Annotated in this window: 17 protein-coding genes; 11 read left to right on the plus strand and 6 right to left on the minus strand. The window is 68.7% G+C overall.

What is annotated here, in order from left to right; all coding sequences use genetic code 11:
- Position 1 precedes the first annotated feature (1 nt).
- Positions 2 to 1,396, plus strand: a complete 1,395-nt coding sequence (locus BLV57_RS20635; RefSeq protein ID WP_091291160.1) for a tryptophanase — start codon at positions 2 to 4, stop codon at positions 1,394 to 1,396.
- On the opposite strand, the gene BLV57_RS20640 is transcribed toward BLV57_RS20635, so the two are convergent.
- The gene (locus tag BLV57_RS20640) at positions 1,365 to 2,279 is read right to left on the minus strand and encodes an SDR family oxidoreductase (protein WP_091291162.1); all 915 of its coding nucleotides are present in this window, start codon (positions 2,277 to 2,279) and stop codon (positions 1,365 to 1,367) included. The genes BLV57_RS20635 and BLV57_RS20640 overlap by 32 nt on opposite strands.
- Positions 2,280 to 2,383: 104 nt before the next feature.
- Here BLV57_RS20640 and BLV57_RS20645 point away from each other — a divergent pair, with 104 nt between their 5' ends.
- From BLV57_RS20645 to BLV57_RS20670, 6 genes are all read left to right on the plus strand, one after another.
- A complete protein-coding gene (locus BLV57_RS20645; protein ID WP_091291164.1) occupies positions 2,384 to 3,058 on the plus strand; it encodes a TetR/AcrR family transcriptional regulator in 675 nt (224 codons plus the stop codon).
- A gap of 351 nt (positions 3,059 to 3,409) precedes the next feature.
- Entirely contained in the window at positions 3,410 to 3,832 is a 423-nt protein-coding gene (locus tag BLV57_RS20650; protein ID WP_091291166.1) for a helix-turn-helix domain-containing protein, read from the plus strand.
- Complete coding sequence (locus BLV57_RS20655; protein WP_091291168.1) at positions 3,825 to 4,319, plus strand: hypothetical protein; 495 nt, start codon at positions 3,825 to 3,827, stop codon at positions 4,317 to 4,319. Before BLV57_RS20650 ends, BLV57_RS20655 begins: the two co-directional genes overlap by 8 nt.
- Positions 4,316 to 5,428 (plus strand): MAB_1171c family putative transporter, encoded by a 1,113-nt coding sequence (locus tag BLV57_RS20660; protein WP_091291170.1) that lies wholly within the window; start codon positions 4,316 to 4,318, stop codon positions 5,426 to 5,428. Before BLV57_RS20655 ends, BLV57_RS20660 begins: the two co-directional genes overlap by 4 nt.
- 5 nt (positions 5,429 to 5,433) lie before the next feature.
- Entirely contained in the window at positions 5,434 to 6,672 is a 1,239-nt protein-coding gene (locus BLV57_RS20665; RefSeq protein ID WP_245757467.1) for an amidohydrolase family protein, read from the plus strand.
- An 88-nt stretch (positions 6,673 to 6,760) separates the two neighbouring features.
- A complete protein-coding gene (locus BLV57_RS20670; RefSeq protein ID WP_091291172.1) occupies positions 6,761 to 7,939 on the plus strand; it encodes a serine hydrolase domain-containing protein in 1,179 nt (392 codons plus the stop codon).
- A 368-nt stretch (positions 7,940 to 8,307) separates the two neighbouring features.
- Here BLV57_RS20670 and trxA read toward each other — a convergent pair whose 3' ends face one another.
- From trxA to BLV57_RS20690, 4 genes are read right to left on the minus strand one after another with little or no spacing between them, the layout of a single operon-like run.
- Positions 8,308 to 8,622, minus strand: a complete 315-nt coding sequence (gene trxA / locus BLV57_RS20675; RefSeq protein ID WP_091291174.1) for a thioredoxin — start codon at positions 8,620 to 8,622, stop codon at positions 8,308 to 8,310.
- Complete coding sequence (locus BLV57_RS20680) at positions 8,619 to 8,999, minus strand: MerR family transcriptional regulator (protein WP_091291177.1); 381 nt, start codon at positions 8,997 to 8,999, stop codon at positions 8,619 to 8,621. The genes trxA and BLV57_RS20680 overlap by 4 nt, the downstream gene beginning before the upstream one ends.
- A gap of 41 nt (positions 9,000 to 9,040) precedes the next feature.
- On the minus strand, positions 9,041 to 9,268 hold the full coding sequence (locus BLV57_RS20685; protein WP_091291179.1) for a cold-shock protein: 228 nt from the start codon (positions 9,266 to 9,268) through the stop codon (positions 9,041 to 9,043).
- Positions 9,269 to 9,271: 3 nt separating this feature from the next.
- Positions 9,272 to 10,084, minus strand: a complete 813-nt coding sequence (locus tag BLV57_RS20690; RefSeq protein WP_091291181.1) for an LLM class flavin-dependent oxidoreductase — start codon at positions 10,082 to 10,084, stop codon at positions 9,272 to 9,274.
- Between BLV57_RS20690 and BLV57_RS20695 the strand changes: the two genes are divergently transcribed.
- The gene (locus BLV57_RS20695; protein WP_218134845.1) at positions 10,083 to 10,340 is read left to right on the plus strand and encodes a hypothetical protein; all 258 of its coding nucleotides are present in this window, start codon (positions 10,083 to 10,085) and stop codon (positions 10,338 to 10,340) included. The genes BLV57_RS20690 and BLV57_RS20695 overlap by 2 nt on opposite strands.
- Here the strand turns inward: BLV57_RS20695 and BLV57_RS20700 are convergent.
- A complete protein-coding gene (locus BLV57_RS20700; RefSeq protein ID WP_091291183.1) occupies positions 10,337 to 11,041 on the minus strand; it encodes an SDR family oxidoreductase in 705 nt (234 codons plus the stop codon). The two genes, BLV57_RS20695 and BLV57_RS20700, sit on opposite strands and share 4 nt — an antisense overlap.
- 115 nt (positions 11,042 to 11,156) lie before the next feature.
- On the opposite strand from BLV57_RS20700, the gene BLV57_RS20705 reads away from it, so the two are divergent.
- From BLV57_RS20705 to BLV57_RS20715, 3 genes are all read left to right on the plus strand, one after another.
- Positions 11,157 to 12,020, plus strand: coding sequence for a LysR family transcriptional regulator (locus BLV57_RS20705; protein WP_091291185.1), 864 nt, complete (start codon positions 11,157 to 11,159; stop codon positions 12,018 to 12,020).
- 97 nt (positions 12,021 to 12,117) lie between these two features.
- On the plus strand, positions 12,118 to 12,684 hold the full coding sequence (locus BLV57_RS20710; protein ID WP_091291187.1) for a dihydrofolate reductase family protein: 567 nt from the start codon (positions 12,118 to 12,120) through the stop codon (positions 12,682 to 12,684).
- A 150-nt stretch (positions 12,685 to 12,834) separates the two neighbouring features.
- Complete coding sequence (locus tag BLV57_RS20715; protein ID WP_091291189.1) at positions 12,835 to 15,984, plus strand: S8 family serine peptidase; 3,150 nt, start codon at positions 12,835 to 12,837, stop codon at positions 15,982 to 15,984.
- Positions 15,985 to 16,170: the final 186 nt, after the last annotated feature.

A 16,170-nucleotide genomic window follows, 5' to 3' on the forward strand; every position in this document is an offset into this window, starting at 1 on the left:
CATGATCGCTTATCCGCCGGAACCCTGGCGTATCAAGATGGTCGAGCCCATCAAGGCCACCACGCGGGAGTACCGCGAGCAGGCCATCCGCGACGCGGGCTGGAACCCGTGCCTGCTGCGCTCCGAAGACGTCGCGATCGACCTCTTCACCGACTCCGGGACGAGCGCGATGTCGGACAGGCAATGGTCCGCGCTGCTGCGCGGCGACGAAGCCTACGCGGGTGCGCGGAGTTTCTACGTGTTCGAGGCGGCCGTGCGCGGGTTTTACGGCTACGAGCACGTGATCCCGGTGCATCAGGGGCGCGGCGGCGAGAACATCCTGTCGCGCTGCCTGATCCGGCCGGGCACGCACATCCCCGGCAACATGTACTTCCCGAGCACCAGGGCGCATCAGGAACTCAACGGCGCGACCTTCCACGACGTCATCGTCGACGAGGCGGAGGACCCGCAGGCCGCGTTGCCGTTCAAGGGAAATGTGGATCTGGACAAACTGCGGGCCGTCATCGCCGAGTTCGGCGCGGACCTGATCCCGTACGTGTCGCTCGCCGCCACGGTCAACATGGCGGGCGGGCAGCCGATCAGCGTCGCGAACCTGACCGAGGTCTGCGAACTCGCGCACGCGCACGGGATCCCGGTGTTCCTCGACACGGCGCGCGCGGTCGAGAACGCCTGGTTCGTCAAGCAGCGCGAACCCGGCTGGGGCGACCGCTCGCTCGCTGAGATCCTGCTCGCGCTGTGCGCGCCGACCGACGGCGCGGTGATGTCGGCGAAGAAGGACTCGCTCGCCAACATCGGCGGCTGGATCGGGCTGCGCGATCCGGTGCTGGCCGAGCAGGCACGCGGCCTCGTGCTGCTGTACGAGGGACTGCACACCTACGGCGGCATGACCGGGCGCGACATGGAGGCCATCGCGGCCGGGATCGCCGAGTCCGTCGACGAGGCGCACATGGGCGCGCGGATCGCGCAGCTCGAGTACCTCGGTGGGCGGCTGGACGCCGAGGGGGTGCCGATCATCCATCCGATCGGCGGTCACTGCGTCTGCGTCGACGCGACCGCCGCGCTGCCCCAGATCCCCCGCACCCGGTTCGCGGCCCAGACACTGGCCGCCGCCGTGTACGTCGACGCCGGGATCCGCGGCGTCGAACGGGGCGGCGTGTCGGCCGGGCGCGACCCGGTCACCGGAGAGAACCGGTTCCCGCCACTGGAGTTCCTGCGGCTGGCGGTGCCGCGCCGGGTCTACACGCGTGCCCATATGGACGTGGTCGCGGACAGTCTCATCCGGGTCCACCGGGAACGCGACCGCATCACCCACGGCCTGGAGTTCGCGTACGAACCGGATCACCTGCGGTTCTTCCAGGCACGCTTCAGGCCGGTGTCGGGATCGTCGATTTGGTGAGGTCTTCGGCGATCGACCACAGCGAGGCGCCCAGGTCGACGCCCTTGGCGGTGCGGGGCAGCGCGGACTTGACCGTCGGGCCGACGAGCCAGCGGCGCGGGCCGTAGTACGCGCCCTGCTCGGCGGCGGGGTCGGCTGCGGCGAACAGGAGCGGCTCCGCGCCCTGGCGAACTCCTTGGGAGGGCAGCAAAGTGAAGTCGCCACGGAAGGCGGTCCGCGGCTTCTCGCGGCCGAGGTTCGGGCCCGAGGTCTGGAGGTTGGTCCTGGTGTAGCCGGGGTGGGCGGCGGTGCTGAGCAGGCCCCAGTTCCGCTCGACCGAGATCTTGGCGAGGTGGGTGGCCATCAGCAGGTTCGCGAGTTTCGACTGGGCGTAGGCGGCGCTCGCGCGGTAGTTCTCCGCGAACTGGAGGTCCTTGACGCGGATCCGCCCGAAGTTCGCCATGCCACTCGACATGGTCGCGACGCGCGGCGCGTCGGAGTCGAGCAGCAGCGGGAGCAGGAGGTTGGTGAGCGCGAACGGGCCGAGGAAGTTGCTGCCGAACTGCAGCTCGAAGCCGTCCTTGGTGGTGGCGCGCCGCGGCGGCATCATCACGCCCGCGTTGTTGACGAGCACGTTGAGCGGGGCGCCCTCGTCGAGCAGCTCCCGCGCGAACGAGCGGACGCTGGCGAGGTCGGCGAGGTCGATGCGGCGCACCTCGAGCTTGGCGTGGGGCACCTCGCGCAGGATCTCCTGGCGAGCCGCCTCGCCCTTTTCCGGCGTGCGGACGGCCATGATCACGTGCGCGCCGGCGTCGGCGAGACGCTTGGTGGTCTCCTTGCCGGTGCCGCTGTTGGCGCCGGTGATGACGACGCGTCGTCCGGTCTGGTCGGGAACCTGGTACATGGCCGCTCTCCTCTGATTTTAAAGACCATCGGTCTCTTATGGCTCGAAGTTAACAGACCGCCGGTCTACTAGCAAGAGACTGGCGGTCTGTAGGATGTGCGGTCATGATGTCGTTCCAGCGGGCACACAGCCCTGAGCAGCGCGAAGAGCGGCGGCGGGTGATCCTCGACACCGCATCTTCGATGCTGAACGAGATGCCGGTCGCGGAGATCACCCTCAACGAGCTGAGCCGCCGCGTCGGCCTGGCGAAGTCGAACGTGCTCCGCTACTTCGAGTCGCGCGAGGCGATCCTGCTCGAACTCGCGACCGCGGCACTGGCCGAGTTCAACATCCAGGCCGAGTCCGCGCTGGCCTCGATCGACCCGAACGCGCCCGTTCTGGAGCGCGGCGACCAGGTCGCGTCGGCGCTCACGGACTGCCTCGCCGCGAGTCCCATGCTGTGCGAGCTGGTCAGCACGCAGGCTTCGGTGCTGGAGCGGAACATCTCGACCGAGGCCGTGCTGCGGTACAAGCGGGACAGCATCCGGAACTTCGAGGCGCTGGCGGTGTTGATCCTGCGACGCCTTCCCGAGCTGGGCGAAGACGGTGTGACCAAGTTCGGCGCGGCGGCGATGCTGATGACCGGGGCGATCTGGACGCACGCCCACCCGGTCCCAGCGATCCTTGCGGCCTACGAGGCCGACCCGGCGCTGGCGATCTACAAGCTGGACTTCACCTCGACGCTGCGCGAAACGCTCCAGGTGATCATCACGGGCTTGTTGGCACGCAAAGGGTCGTGAGTGTTTAGACCGGTTAGAACCGGCCGCAACACTCACGACCTCTGCTCGGGAACACCCCTAGCCTCCCCGAGCAGGAATCGCTCCGCGCCGGCCTGTCCGCCCAGTAACCCTCGTGTCAGCCGACGTATACCCAACGTAGTCAGCTCGCGCCGACGCTGTCAAGAATAGTTGATGACTACCCGATCTCCTCACCCGGTTGAGGTAGAAGACCTACCGGAAGCGGCAGAATGTGCACAGGGAGTCATATTGGGCCTCCTCCACCGGGATGGATTCCCCGGCGGCTTGCCCGTTCGCGGGCGCGGACTGTGTATCTTGAGCGCGATATGATCATGTCGCTGTCAGGGGTGCGAAGTGACGGACGGCAAGCGCGGGATCGCCGAGGTGCTGGAAAGCCTCATCGGCGCGCACGCGAAACTGGCCGGTAAAAAGGACCTGAGCTCGCAGGAGATCGCCGACGCCATCCGCGCGAAAGGCGCGAACATCTCGCATACGACGATCTGGAAACTGCGCACCGGCCAGGAGACCAACCCCCGCATCGAGACGCTCGGCGTGCTGGCCACGCATTTCGGCGTCCAGGTGCAGTATTTCTTCGACGCCGACTACGCCGATCAGGTGGACCGCCAGCTCCGCGTGCTCGACTCGATGCGCGCCGGCAAGCTGCTCAACACCGCCGCCCGGCTGGAGGAACTGTCCCCCGAGGGCCAGGACTCGATACTGCGGATGATCGACCGGACGCTCCAGCGTGAGCGGGAGAACCGGCCCGCCGATGACTGAAAAGCTGACCAGGCAAGGGATCCGCGCCCGCTGCACCAAGCTGCTGCGCGAGCTCGGGCTGCGCCGCACGTTCACCACCGAGCAGCTGATCGGCAAGCTGGCCGAGTCACGCGGGCGGCCGATCCACCTGGACCCGGTGCGCTTCCCCTCCCCCGGCCCGTGCGGGCTCTGGGTCGCGACCGATCAGGCCGACTACATCCTCTACGAGGCGGACACCAGCAAGCCGCACCAGGAACACATCATCGTGCACGAACTCGCCCACATGGTCTGCGGGCATCACGCGCACGAGAAGACGCAGCTCTTCCCCGACGTGGCGCCGGAACTCGTCCGCGCGGTGCTCGCGCGCAAGGGGTACTCCGAGACGCACGAGCGTGAGGCGGAGCTGATGGCGTCGTTCCTGCTCGGCCGGGTCGAACCGGAGCCGGACCGGCCGGAGCCGTCCCGCGCGGTCGCCGCGCTCGACCGGATCCTGCGGCCGCCGACGTGATCATCGGCGTCCTCTTCCCGTTCGCCGCGGTGTTCTCCGCGATCGGGCTGCTCTACAAGCTCGGGCATCTGCGACGTAATCCGCGTGATCCCGCGCTCATCGCGTTGTGCCTGGTGTTCGCCGCGACCACGATCGGCTTCACGGTCAGCACGCCGTCGGTCGCGAAGGTGATCGCCACCGCCATCGGGTTCACCGGCGGCACCTTCGTCGTCGGCACCAGCCTGGTGCTACTGCTGGTCACCAGCGAACAGATCCTGCTCACCTACTGGACCACCGACGGCCGCGACGCCAAGCGCAAGGTGTGGACGCACCTGATCACCGGCGGTTCGGTCGTGCTCGGCCTGATCCTGCTGTTCGTCCTCGCCAAGCGCGCGACCGGCGGGCTGCCGCCGGTGTTCCTCGATTCGCCGTACTTCGACGTCTACGTGCTCGGCTACGTGATCGCGTACGTGATCGCGGAGATCCGGATCGCCCGGCTGTGTCACCGGCACGCGAAGAACGCGGAGCGCCGTTCGCTGCGGATCGGGCTGTTCACGGTCGCGGTCGGCGCCGTGCTCACCTTGGGCAACGGCCTGAGCAGGGCAGGTGACGTGCTCGCCGTGCACATCGGGCTGGACATGTCCGTCGCCGACCAGCTCGGCGGGTTGTTCGGCGGAATCGGGGCGATGCTCAAGCTGACCGGCTGGCTGATCCCGGGCATCGCGCCGTCGGCGGGCTGGCTCGCGAGTTACCGCGATCATCTGCGCCTGCGTCCGCTCTGGCTGGCGCTCGTCGAGGCGTATCCGCACATCGCGCTGGACGGACCGAAACCGCTGGCCGCCGACCTGCTTTCGGTCAGGGACATGAAGTTCAAGACCTATCGGCGGGTGATCGAGATCCGCGACGGGATCTTGGCGCTGCGGCCGTACCTGGACGGCCGCGACGACCTGGACGCGCGCGGCGAAGCGGCGCGGATCAAGGCCGCGCTCGCCAGCAGGCAGGCGCCCGGCCACAGCGAAGAGTCGCCGGACCGGGTCGGCGGCTCGGACATCGCGAGCGACCGGCGCTGGCTCGTCCAGGTCGCGAAAGCCTTCGACAGCAAGCTTCCCGCACTGGAGGTGCAGCGTTGACGTCGGTGATCCACACCGCGCCGGTCGTACTGCCGATCAGCACCGAGCCGGTCGCCGACGGCGCGGTGCTCGTTCAGGACGGCGTGATCGCCGAGGTCGGACCGGCCGCCGCACTCACCGCGCGGTATCCCGGTACGCCGGTGCGCGCGTGGCGCGGCACGCTGCTCCCGGGGCTCGTCAACGCCCACACTCACTTGCAGTACACCGATTTCGAGGACCTGGCGGCGGAACCGGTCACGTCGTTCGTGTCGTGGATCAAGAAGATGGGGCCGCGGCGGCAGCGGTTCACCGACCAGATGTGGGCCGACAGCGCCAAGCGCGGCGCCGATCTGCTGCTGGGCAGCGGCACCACGGCCTGCGCGGACATCGTCACCGACGCCTGCGTGCTCGAACCGGTCGCCGAGTCCGGCCTGACCGGCGTCTCGTACCTCGAAGTCGTGCTGGCCGACGACAAGCAGTGGGCCGCCGCGAGCCGCGCCCAGCTGCTCGAGGTGCTGGACCGGCCGAGCGGCCGGGTGCTCGGGATCTCGCCGCACGCCCTGTACACCGTCGGCACGGCGGTGTTCCGCGAGCTGGTCGCCCTCGCGCACGCCCGTGACCTGCGGCTGCATCCGCACCTGTCGGAGTCGGAGGACGAGGTCGTCTTCGTCCGCGACGGCACCGGGCCGCTGGCGGCGCTCGCGCAGTTGTTCGGCCGCGCCTACGAATTGGTCGGCATGGGCAGCGCGCTGTCGCCCGCCGCGCAGCTCGCGGAAGTCGGCGGGCTCGGGCCGTCGACCCATGTGGCGCACGGGGTGCACTGCGACGCCGCGGACCGCGCCTTGTTCCGCGCGCACGGCGTGCACGTGGCCTTGTGCGTGCGGTCGAACGCCGTGCTCGGCGTCGGCGCGCCGCCGGTCGCGGACTACCTGGCCGACGCGGTGCCCGTCGCGATCGGCACCGACTCGCTCGCGTCCAGCCCGTCGCTCGATCTGCTCGACGAGGCACGCGCGGTCCGGGAATTGGCTTCCCAGCAGGGATATCGCCATCCGGATCTCGCTCAGCGCGTGGTCGAGGCGGCGACCAGGGGCGGCGCGCTCGCGATGGGCGGCACCGACTTCGGTGTGCTGACGCCCGGCGCCCGCGCCGACTTCGCCGTGTTCGACACCGCGAACGGACCCGACCCCTATCGCGCGCTGCTCGATTCGGGGAGCTGGACCCATACCATAATCGCGGGCGAAATAGTTCGGGGAATCTCACGCTGATTCGCCCCGGGTTCGGAGAATTCCCCTCCGACCCCCTGTCCGGTTTGTCGCTACCTTGGAATGGTCGACGAACCAAGGGGGTTCTCTCATGCGGAAATCGATCGTGGCCGTGCTGGCCGCCGCACTGCTCACCGGGGTGGCGGTACCGGCGACAGCGGCGCCGGACAGAGCCGAACTGCGGCAGGCGATGGCCGAAGTCGTCGCCGCCGGTGGCGCGGGGATTCAGGTGCGGGTGCACGACGGCCAGGGCGACTGGGTGGGGACAGCGGGCAAACGCGAACTCGGCGGCCGTGACGGCGTGCCCGCCAACGGCCGGTACCGGGTCGGAAGCATCACCAAGACCTTCGTCTCCACGGTGATCCTACAGCTCGTGGGCGAGGGCAAGATCAAACTCGACGATCCGGCCGATCGGTATCTGCCGAAGTTCAGGCTCGACAAGCGGATCACCGTACGAATGTTGTTGCAGCACACCAGCGGCCTGTTCAATTACACCGGCGAGGTCGGCCCGGACGGCACGAGTGAGCCGGGAATCCCGTTGGAGGGCCAGGAATTCGTGGACAAGCGCTTCCACACCTATCGGATGGAAGACCTGGTCGGGGTGTCGCTGTCGAAGCCTGCCCGGTTCGCCCCTGGCACGAAGTGGTCGTATTCCAACACGAACTACGTGCTGGCGGGCCTGCTGATCGAGAAGGTGACCGGCACCGAGTGGGCCGAGCAGGTTGAGCGCCGCGTGCTGCGTCCGCTCGGGCTCAGGGAAACCTGGCTCCCCGGCACCCACTCGAACGTTCCCGGGCCGCACGCCCACGGCTACTACGTTTATCGCGCCGACGGAGCGCCTCGCGTCGTCGACATCACGCGGCTGAACCCATCCTGGGGCACTTCGGCCGGTGAGATCATCTCCACCACCGCAGACCTGGACAGGTTCATCAGCGCACTGTTCGGTGGCAAGCTGCTGGCGCCGCCGCTGCTCGCCGAGATGTTCAAGACCAGGCCGATCGACGACCGCCAGGCGTACGGGCTCGGCCTGCAGCAGACGAAAACCGGGTGCGGCACCACGATCTCCGGGCACACCGGCGGGATCCATGGCTACCTGTCGTACCTGTTCGCCACGGCCGACGGCACCAAGCGGTTCGAGTTCTCGCTGACCACCGGCACGACGGACCTGACGGATCCGGCACAGGCACAAAAGCTCGCGGAAGCGCTGGCGAAGGTCGCCAACGTGGCAGCTTGCGGCCAGGCAGGGGCGTTGCGGGCGAGCCGGCTCTGAGGAGTCGTGAGTTTCCGGCCGGTTAGAGCGAACCGGTATTCGACGACCTGCCCGTGACGTGGCCTTGGCTGGCGTGCACGGGCGGGGCTTGTGTCACGCTCAGCGGAACGACAGTGACTTATGTGTGGTGGTGTGTGGGAAATGTGGCGTTCAACGCTCCGTTTCCCACACGCCGGGCGGCGGGCTGGGTGACACGGGCGGCCCTTGTCACCCAGAGCGTTGCAAGGGCGGCCCTTGTCACGTGCCCAGGGTGGATGAGTCCGAGCGAGTGGAAGAATTTCTGCATCTAACGGAGCAAACCTTCCACTCGTGCCGAGACTCGGGCGGTAGGTAGCCAGGTACCGGTCCGTTAGAACCGGCCGGAACACTCACGACAGCGCGTCGTCCAGTTCGGCGAGGAGCTTGGCCTTGGGGCGGGCGCCGACGATCGTCCGCACGGGGACGCCGTCGCGGAAGAGGATCAGCGTCGGCAGTGACATGACCTGGTAGTTCCTGGCCTGCAACGGGTTCTCGTCGGTGTTGAGCTTGCGGACGGCGAGGTCCGGCCGTTCGCTCGCGATCTCCTTGAGCACGGGCGCGATCATGTGGCACGGCGGGCACCACTGCGCCCAGAAGTCCACTAGCACCGGCTTGCCGCTTTCGAGGACTTCGCTGGTGAACGTGTCGTCGGTGGTTTCCATCATTCCTCGACTCCGCAGGGTCCCGGTTGCCTGGCCAGCGCGCCGGCCAGTTTGGTGAGCAGTCCTTCGCGCACGGCGTTGAGCCGGTCGAGACAGGCGTCGACCTCGGCGAGCTTGCGCTGGTAGACCTCGACCGACGCGGGGCAGGCGTCACCGGCGTCGTGGCCGGTGCGCAGGCAGTCCACGAACGGGCGCGTGTCGTCGAGGCTGAGCCCCGCGGCCTGCAGCGTGAGGATCTCGCGGACGAGCCGGAACTCGTCCTCGCCGTAGTCGCGGTAGCCGTTCGCCGTGCGCGGTGCGGTCAGGAGGCCTTGTGCCTCATAGAACCGCAGCGCGCGGGTGGTGGTCCCGGCGCGCCGGGCGAGTTCACCGATTCGCATACCGGCGACGGTAAACCTTGACGCTGACGTCAACGCAAAGGTTACGGTTTTCCCAGCCTGCGGACGGTGGTGGCGCGGAACCGGAAGCTGTCCTGCTGTGCCGCTTCGTACTCGAACTCGACGCGGTCGCCCTCCTCGAGCGACCGGAAACCGTCCATTTCGATCACGCTGAAATGCACCCAGGCGTCCGCGCCGCCGGGCAGCTCGGGTGAGGCGATCGCGCCCCACCCCTTCTCCGCCTTGAAGAACTTGACCGTGCCCTGTGCCATGGCTCAGTTCCCCGGCCCGTCACGCACGACGCCGCGCACGGTGTCCAGCGAAACGCCGTACGGCGAGAACTGGGTCAGCCACCAGGTCGCGCCCGCCTTCGCGTACAGCGCCAGATCGGCGCCGGGCGCCACGTCGACGGCCAGGTCGAACGGCGTGTCCGAGTTCCGCAGCCCCGCGATGGTCTCGGCGATTTCGGCCACCTGATCGGGATGATCGAGGTTGACCGGGAAGAACCCGTCATACCGGGCGGCCCGGCGCATCGGCTTGGCGTTCCCGGGGAAGCCCGCTGCCCACACCGGCACCCCCGGCCGCTGCACGGGCGTCGGCAGGAACTTCATGCCGTCGACGACGTAGTGCTCGCCGTGGTGGCGCACCGGCTTGCCGGACCAGGCGGCGGTGAGGATCTCCAGCGACTCGTCGAGCATCGCACCCCGCGTGCGCGGATCGAGTTCCTCGCCGGTCTTGGAGAACTCCTCGCCGAATCGGTCCTCACCGATCCCGACGCCCAGGGTGAGCCTGCCACCGCTGAGCTGGTCCAGCGTCGCGGTCTCCCTGGCGACCTTGGTGGGCCGACGCCGCGTCAGTGGGGTCACCATCGGGCCGATCCGGACGGTCTCGGTGGCCGACGCGATCGCGGCGAGCGCGATCCACGGGTCGGCCACCTGCCGCACCGGCGCATGCCAGCGCACGTGGTCCCACACGAAGACCCCGTCCCAGCCCGCCTCTTCCGCCTCCGCGGCCAGCCGGGCTATCTGGATCGGGTCGGCGAGTTCGTCGAAGATGGGCAGCCAGAGTCCTGAACGCAGTGCGGTCATGATCTGTATTGTGCGGTGTGACCGGTTCTCTTGCGGTGCTCTTTTTGGACGTCGCGCCGGGCTGCACTGGAAGACCCGCGGGCTCGTCGAGTGGGCGGCGGGGCGGCCGTTCGCCTGGGTCGATGACGAACTCACCGCCACCGACCAGGCCTGGGTGGCCGAACACCACGCCGGCCGGGCCCTGCTGCATCGCGTCGATCACCGGCTCGGGCTGACCGACGCCGACTACACCGCACTCGCCGAGTGGTTGGGCTAAACGAGCACCGTGCCGCCGTCGACCGTGACCACGGTGCCGGTGGCGAACGCCTGCGTCATGCAGAACAGGAACGCCTCGGCGACGTCCTCGACCTCGCCGACCCGGCCGGCCGGTAGCTGCGCGGCCGTGGCGCGGTAGAGCTGCTCGCGGTCGTCGTCGGACAACCGCGACCAGAGCGGCGAGCGCACCACGCCCGGCGACACGGCGTTGACCCGCACCGGCGCGAGTTCGACGGCGAGCGCCTTGGTCAGCGACTCCATGGCGCCGCAGATGCTCGCCGCGACCGCCCAGCCGGGCCCCGGCCGGTCCTTCGCGACGCCCGTGGTCAGGGTGATCGACTCGCGCACGCGTGCGGACCGCACCGCCGAGAGCACGCCGAAGTAGCGGATCGAGAAGAAGTCCCTGGCCGCGTCGAGGTCGAGACTCGCCATCGGCATCAGTTCGAGCGGCTCACCCGCCGTGTAGACGAGGTGGTCGATCTCGCCCAGGTCTTCGAACAGGGCACGCACCGACGCAGGGTCGCCCAGGTCGGTCACCCGGCCGGTGGCCCCGGGGAGCGCCGCCAGTGCCTTGTCGACGCTGGACTGCCTGCTCGACACGACCGTCACCTCGGCGCCGCGCCCGGCGGCGGCGATCGCGGTCGCCAGGCCGATGCCGGAGGTGCCGCCCAGCACGATCACTCGCTGGCCTCGTAGTTCCATCGTGGTTTCCCTTCACTCGTCTGCTTCCACGATGGGCTGGCAACCCGGCTTCCCGCCAACACTCTTTCCGTCGGCTGTAATACCCTGAAGGTATTTCGCAGGCAAGGAGGCGCTGGTGGACGTGGATCTGCGGAAGCTGCGCTACTTCGTCGCAGTGGCCGAGCAGCTGCATTTCGGGCGGGCGGCGCAGGCCTTGCACATCGCGCAGCCCGTGCTCTCGCGGCAGATCAAGGCTCTCGAAGACGAACTGCGGGTCCAGCTCTTCGTGCGGGACAAACGATCGACCGAGCTGACCGCCGCGGGCCACCAGCTTCTCGCCGACGCCCGGCCCCTGCTGGCCAACGCCGACGCGTTGCGCCGCAGAGTCGGGCGTGCCGCGCGTGGTACGGACACGTTCACCGTCGCGTTCATGCCGGGCCTGATCGTCACGCCCGCCGTGCGCGCGCTCGTGTCGCGTCATCCGGAGCTGAACGTAGAGGTGCTCCGGACGAGTTTCGACGACCAGACGGCCGTCCTGCACGACGGCCGGGCCGATGTCGGCTATGTGCGGCTGCCCCTCGACCCGCGCGGACTGCGCGTCCAGCCGCTGATGACCGAGCCCCGCGTGGCCGTGTTCCCCGCGGACCACCGGCTGGCGGGCAAGGAAACCCTCGAACTGGCCGACCTCGCCGGGGAACACCTGCTGCAAGACCCCGCCTCGGTGCCAGAGTGGCAGGAGGTCGCCGAGGAAATGCGGTCCGGCACCCGAAAGCGCGAACCGGTGCTCACGATCGTCGAAGAGAAGCTGGAACGGGTCGCCGCGGGCCGCGGGATCGTGATCTTTCCCTTGTCCACGGCGACGTTCTACACCCGGCCCGACGTCGTGCACGTGCCCGTTTCCGACCTCGCGCCCACCCAGGTGTGCCTCGCTTGGGACAACGCGCGGCGCAGTCCACTGATCGCCGAATTCGCCGCCATCGCGGGGTCGGCGACCCCATGAACCAGAAGTGACCCACGTCACAGCCAGCGATGTCGAGACGCCGCTCGCGGCGTCGTCCCTGGGGTGTCCGTCACCGAGCCTCCCGAGGAGAAACATCATGCGCAAGCTCATCGTCCAGCAGTGGGTCACCGTCGACAACATCGCCGCCGAGGAGGACGGCGGGCTCGGCTTCGTGGCCGGGGAGCCTTTCGACGACGCGGTCACGAGCCCGTTCAAGGACAACGTGATGGCCGCCATCGACGCGGTCGACACGATGATCATCGGCGCGAACACCTACCAGCAGTCCAAGGGCTACTGGCCATACGCCAAGGAGCAGGGCGTGTACGGCGAGAAGTTCAACGCCCTGACCAAGTTCGTCGCCTCGTCGAAGCTCGATGACGCACCTTGGGGCGACTTCCCCGCCTGCTCGGTGACGCGCGATCCGATCGCCACCGTGCGGGACCTCAAAGCGCGCAGCGGCAAGGACATCCTGCTGTGGGGAAGCCTGACGCTCATGCGTTCCATGCTCGACGCCGGTCTCGTCGACGAGGTCCGGCTGATGGTCTGCCCGGCCGCCCGGGGTAAGGGAACGCGCGTTTTCGAGGATGCACGGGACCTGAAGCTGGTCGAGGCGAACGGTTTTGACAACGGCGTGGCGATCATGCGCTACGAAATCCAGAAATAGGTGCGAATCCGTTCTCACCATCGATGACCCGCCACGTACCACTGCGTGGAGCACGGAATCACCGTCCAGCGGGATGCGGTTCCTTTGCGGCGGGGTTGCCCGCTAGCGTCCGGACGACGGGTGATCTCCCTGCTACGAAATGGATTTTCCATGCGCAGACGAGTGATGACGTTGTCCACGATCGCGGTGGTGATCGCGGCCGGGCTCACCTTGCCGGCCGCGGGCTGGGCCGATCCGCCGGTCCGGCCGCCGCGGGATCCGGACGTGATCACGTTGATCACCGGCGATCAGGTCTTCGTGACCGCCCGGCAGGACGGCGGGACGGACGTCGAGATCAAGGCGGCCGAGGGGCGCGAGAACGTCGAGTTCGCCAAAGTGAGCGACGGCGGGGACGTGCTCGCGCTGCCGATGGACGCGGCGCCGCAGGTGGCGAGCGGGCGGCTGGACAAGCGGCTGTTCAACGTGACCGAGCTGGTGCGCGAGGGGTTCGCGGGCGGGCCGCTGCCCGTGATCGTCGCGCATGACGGGCCGATGGCGGCGGCCGTCACCAGGGAGCTGCCGAGTATCGGCGCCAGCGCGATGAAGGCGGATGCCGGGCTGTGGCGCGGGATGGCCGCCGCCGGTGTCGGCAAGGTCTGGCTCGACGCCAACGCGCGGCTCATCGACGATCAGAGCAACGCCCAGATCGGCGCGCCCGCCGCGTGGCAGGCGGGTTTCACCGGCAAGGGCGTCACCGTCGCCGATCTCGACAGCGGGTATGACCCGGCGCATCCCGACCTGCAGGGCGTGGTCGTCGGCACCAAGGACTTCCTCGGCGGCACCATCACCGACGGGATGGGGCACGGCACGCACACCGCGGGCATCATCGCCGGTTCCGGCGCGGCGTCGGCCGGCAAGTACCGCGGTGTCGCGCCGGACGCGAAGCTGCTGATCGGCAAGGTCTGCGACGCGAGCGGCAGCTGCCCGAACTCGGCGATCATCGCGGGCATGGAGTGGGCGGCCGCGCAGGGGGTGACCGCGGTCAACCTCAGCCTCGGCGGTGGCGCGACCGACGGCACCGACCCGATGTCGCTGGCGCTGAACAACTTGACCGCGTCGACCGGGACGCTGTTCGTCGTCGCGGCGGGCAACGCGGGCGCCGCGAGGACGGTCGCCAGTCCCGGTTCGGCCGACGCGGCGCTGACCGTGGGCAGTGTGACCAAACAGGACGGTCTGAGCCCGTTCTCCAGCCGTGGCCCCCGGGTCGGCGACCTCGCGATCAAGCCGGACGTCGCGGCGCCGGGCTCGGCGATCATCGCGGCCCGCGCGGCGGGCACGTCGATGGGCACGCCGGTGGACGCGAACTACACCAGTGCGAACGGCACTTCGATGGCCACCCCGCACGTCACCGGCGCGGCCGCGATCCTGGCGCAGCAGCACCCCGATTGGAAGGCGGCACAGCTCAAGTCCGCGCTGATGAGCGCGGGCAAACCGTTGGCGGGCTTATCCATTTACGACCAGGGCGCGGGGCGGCTCGACATCGCCACCGCGACCACGCGGCAGGTCACCGTCTCCCCCGCGAGCCTGTCGTTCGGCTTCGTCAAGTGGCCTGGCGGGCCTGAGCGAGCGAAGACGATCACCTATCACAACGACGGCGACACACCGCTCACCTTCGCGCTGGCACTGGACTTCACCGCGCCTACGGGACTGTTCACCTTGAGCGCCAAGGAAATCACGGTCCCCGCGCACGGTACGGCCGACGTGACCGTCACGCTGCGTCCCGGCGCGAGTATCCCGGAAGGACAGTACGGCGGCAGGCTGGTCGCGACGTCGGGGCAGACCGTGCTGAGCACGCCCGTCGGCACGACGATCGAGGGCGAGCGCTTCGGCCTCACGCTCACCGCGACCGGGCGCGACGGCAACGCGCCGCAGTTCATCACCGGCTCGGTCGTCGACACCGCGACCGGATCCTCCGTCGCCACGCTGATCACCGCGCAACCCACCACCGAGCTCCGGCTGCCCAAGGGAAAGTACGACATCCAGGCGGTGCTTTCGGAGCCGTACACCCCGGCAGGCGCGGGCCCGCGCAGCCTGATCGCGTTGCCGGAAGTGAACCTCGAAGCCGACGCGACGGTCGCGCTCGACGCGCGCAAGGCGTCGCTGGTCACCAACACGGTGGACGGAGTCGGAGTCAAAGCCGATTACGTCGACTTCGGTTTCGACGCGGGCAAGTCCGGAGTCGGCTACGTCGCCGACGGCACAGCGGGCATCTACGCCACGCCGACGAAACGGGTCACCGACCGGAAGTACGTCTTCCACTACATGCCCGCTCTCGTTCCTTTGACCGGAACGGAAATCTACCGCCCGGTGCACTGGGACAGCACGGGAGTCCCGGAGTCGCTCACCTACCGCGATCGTGTGCGCGACTTCGCGGTGGTGCACGCCGACTATGGCTCGCAGGCGCCGGGAAGTGTTGGCCAGCGCGGGATCCACGCGTTCTATCCCGGCTCGTGGGGCGGGATCACGCCGCTGCGCACGCTCACGCTGCCGGTGAAGCGCACCGAGTACTACACGCCCGGCAAGGACGTCAGCTGGAGCAACACCCTGTACTACCAGGAGCTTCGGCCGGTGGTGCGCTACGAGAGCGAGACGGCGCTGCGGACCACGTTCGACCGGCGGTCCTACGACATCCGGTGGAATCAGGCGCCGATCGGGCCGTCGACCGGACCGGTCGATCTCGGCTGGGGCCTGCAACGCAAGGGCGACAAGGTGACGGCGTACATCCCGCTGTTCTCGGCGTCGGGCAAGGACACTTACACGAGTTCACTGAACGCCAAGCTGACCGCGACCACGACGGCGACACGGGACGGCCAAGTGCTCGGAACGAGCGCTTACCCGGGCTACGCGCAGTTCACGGCGCCGGGCGCCGGTGTCTACACACTGACGACGTCCGCCACACGTGACCTGCCATGGTCGGTGCTCGGAACGTCGGCCTCGGCCACCTGGACGGTGCACGACCCTGGTGCCGACGGCGCGGTCCCGCTGCTGGCCGTGCGTTACTCGGGCCCGGACGCTCGCGCGGGGTGGCTGTATCCGTTGCGCCTGGAGGTACAGCGTCCGGTCGGCTCGACGGTGAAGCGGCTTGAGCTGGAAGTCTCGTACGACGAGGGCAAGACCTGGTGCCGCGCCCCGATCTTCGGGTCGACCGCCGTGCTGCTGCACCCCGCCACGCCGGGTTTCGTGTCACTGCGCGCCACGGCGACCGACCAGCTCGGCAACTCGGTGACCCAGACGACCATCCGCTCCTACCAGACCCGCTGATCGGGAGTCGTGAGTGTTCCCGACGGTTCTAACCGTCGGGAACACTCACGACCATTTCGTAACGGTGGTTACGCCCTGGTTTATGCCGGGAATTCCGTTTTCACGGCTGGGTTTCGTGTAACCGGGCGACTACGGATTGACGTGTTCGCGGCCGCCTCGCCATGGTGAGCGCTCTGGCCCCTTCGC

It is taken from the genome of Amycolatopsis xylanica (assembly GCF_900107045.1).
GTDB classification, from domain to species: domain Bacteria; phylum Actinomycetota; class Actinomycetes; order Mycobacteriales; family Pseudonocardiaceae; genus Amycolatopsis; species Amycolatopsis xylanica.

What these genes read in the sequence shown, in the direction of transcription:
- BLV57_RS20635 (WP_091291160.1), top strand. Translation starts at nt 2, where the DNA reads ATGATCGCTTATCCGCCGGAACCCTGGCGTATCAAGATGGTCGAGCCC.
- BLV57_RS20640 (WP_091291162.1), bottom strand. Translation starts at nt 2,279, where the DNA reads ATGTACCAGGTTCCCGACCAGACCGGACGACGCGTCGTCATCACCGGC.
- BLV57_RS20645 (WP_091291164.1), top strand. Translation starts at nt 2,384, where the DNA reads ATGATGTCGTTCCAGCGGGCACACAGCCCTGAGCAGCGCGAAGAGCGG.
- BLV57_RS20655 (WP_091291168.1), top strand. Translation starts at nt 3,825, where the DNA reads ATGACTGAAAAGCTGACCAGGCAAGGGATCCGCGCCCGCTGCACCAAG.
- BLV57_RS20670 (WP_091291172.1), top strand. Translation starts at nt 6,761, where the DNA reads ATGCGGAAATCGATCGTGGCCGTGCTGGCCGCCGCACTGCTCACCGGG.
- trxA (WP_091291174.1), bottom strand. Translation starts at nt 8,622, where the DNA reads ATGATGGAAACCACCGACGACACGTTCACCAGCGAAGTCCTCGAAAGC.
- BLV57_RS20680 (WP_091291177.1), bottom strand. Translation starts at nt 8,999, where the DNA reads ATGCGAATCGGTGAACTCGCCCGGCGCGCCGGGACCACCACCCGCGCG.
- BLV57_RS20685 (WP_091291179.1), bottom strand. Translation starts at nt 9,268, where the DNA reads ATGGCACAGGGCACGGTCAAGTTCTTCAAGGCGGAGAAGGGGTGGGGC.
- BLV57_RS20695 (WP_218134845.1), top strand. Translation starts at nt 10,083, where the DNA reads ATGATCTGTATTGTGCGGTGTGACCGGTTCTCTTGCGGTGCTCTTTTT.
- BLV57_RS20690 (WP_091291181.1), bottom strand. Translation starts at nt 10,084, where the DNA reads ATGACCGCACTGCGTTCAGGACTCTGGCTGCCCATCTTCGACGAACTC.
- BLV57_RS20700 (WP_091291183.1), bottom strand. Translation starts at nt 11,041, where the DNA reads ATGGAACTACGAGGCCAGCGAGTGATCGTGCTGGGCGGCACCTCCGGC.
- BLV57_RS20710 (WP_091291187.1), top strand. Translation starts at nt 12,118, where the DNA reads ATGCGCAAGCTCATCGTCCAGCAGTGGGTCACCGTCGACAACATCGCC.
- BLV57_RS20715 (WP_091291189.1), top strand. Translation starts at nt 12,835, where the DNA reads ATGCGCAGACGAGTGATGACGTTGTCCACGATCGCGGTGGTGATCGCG.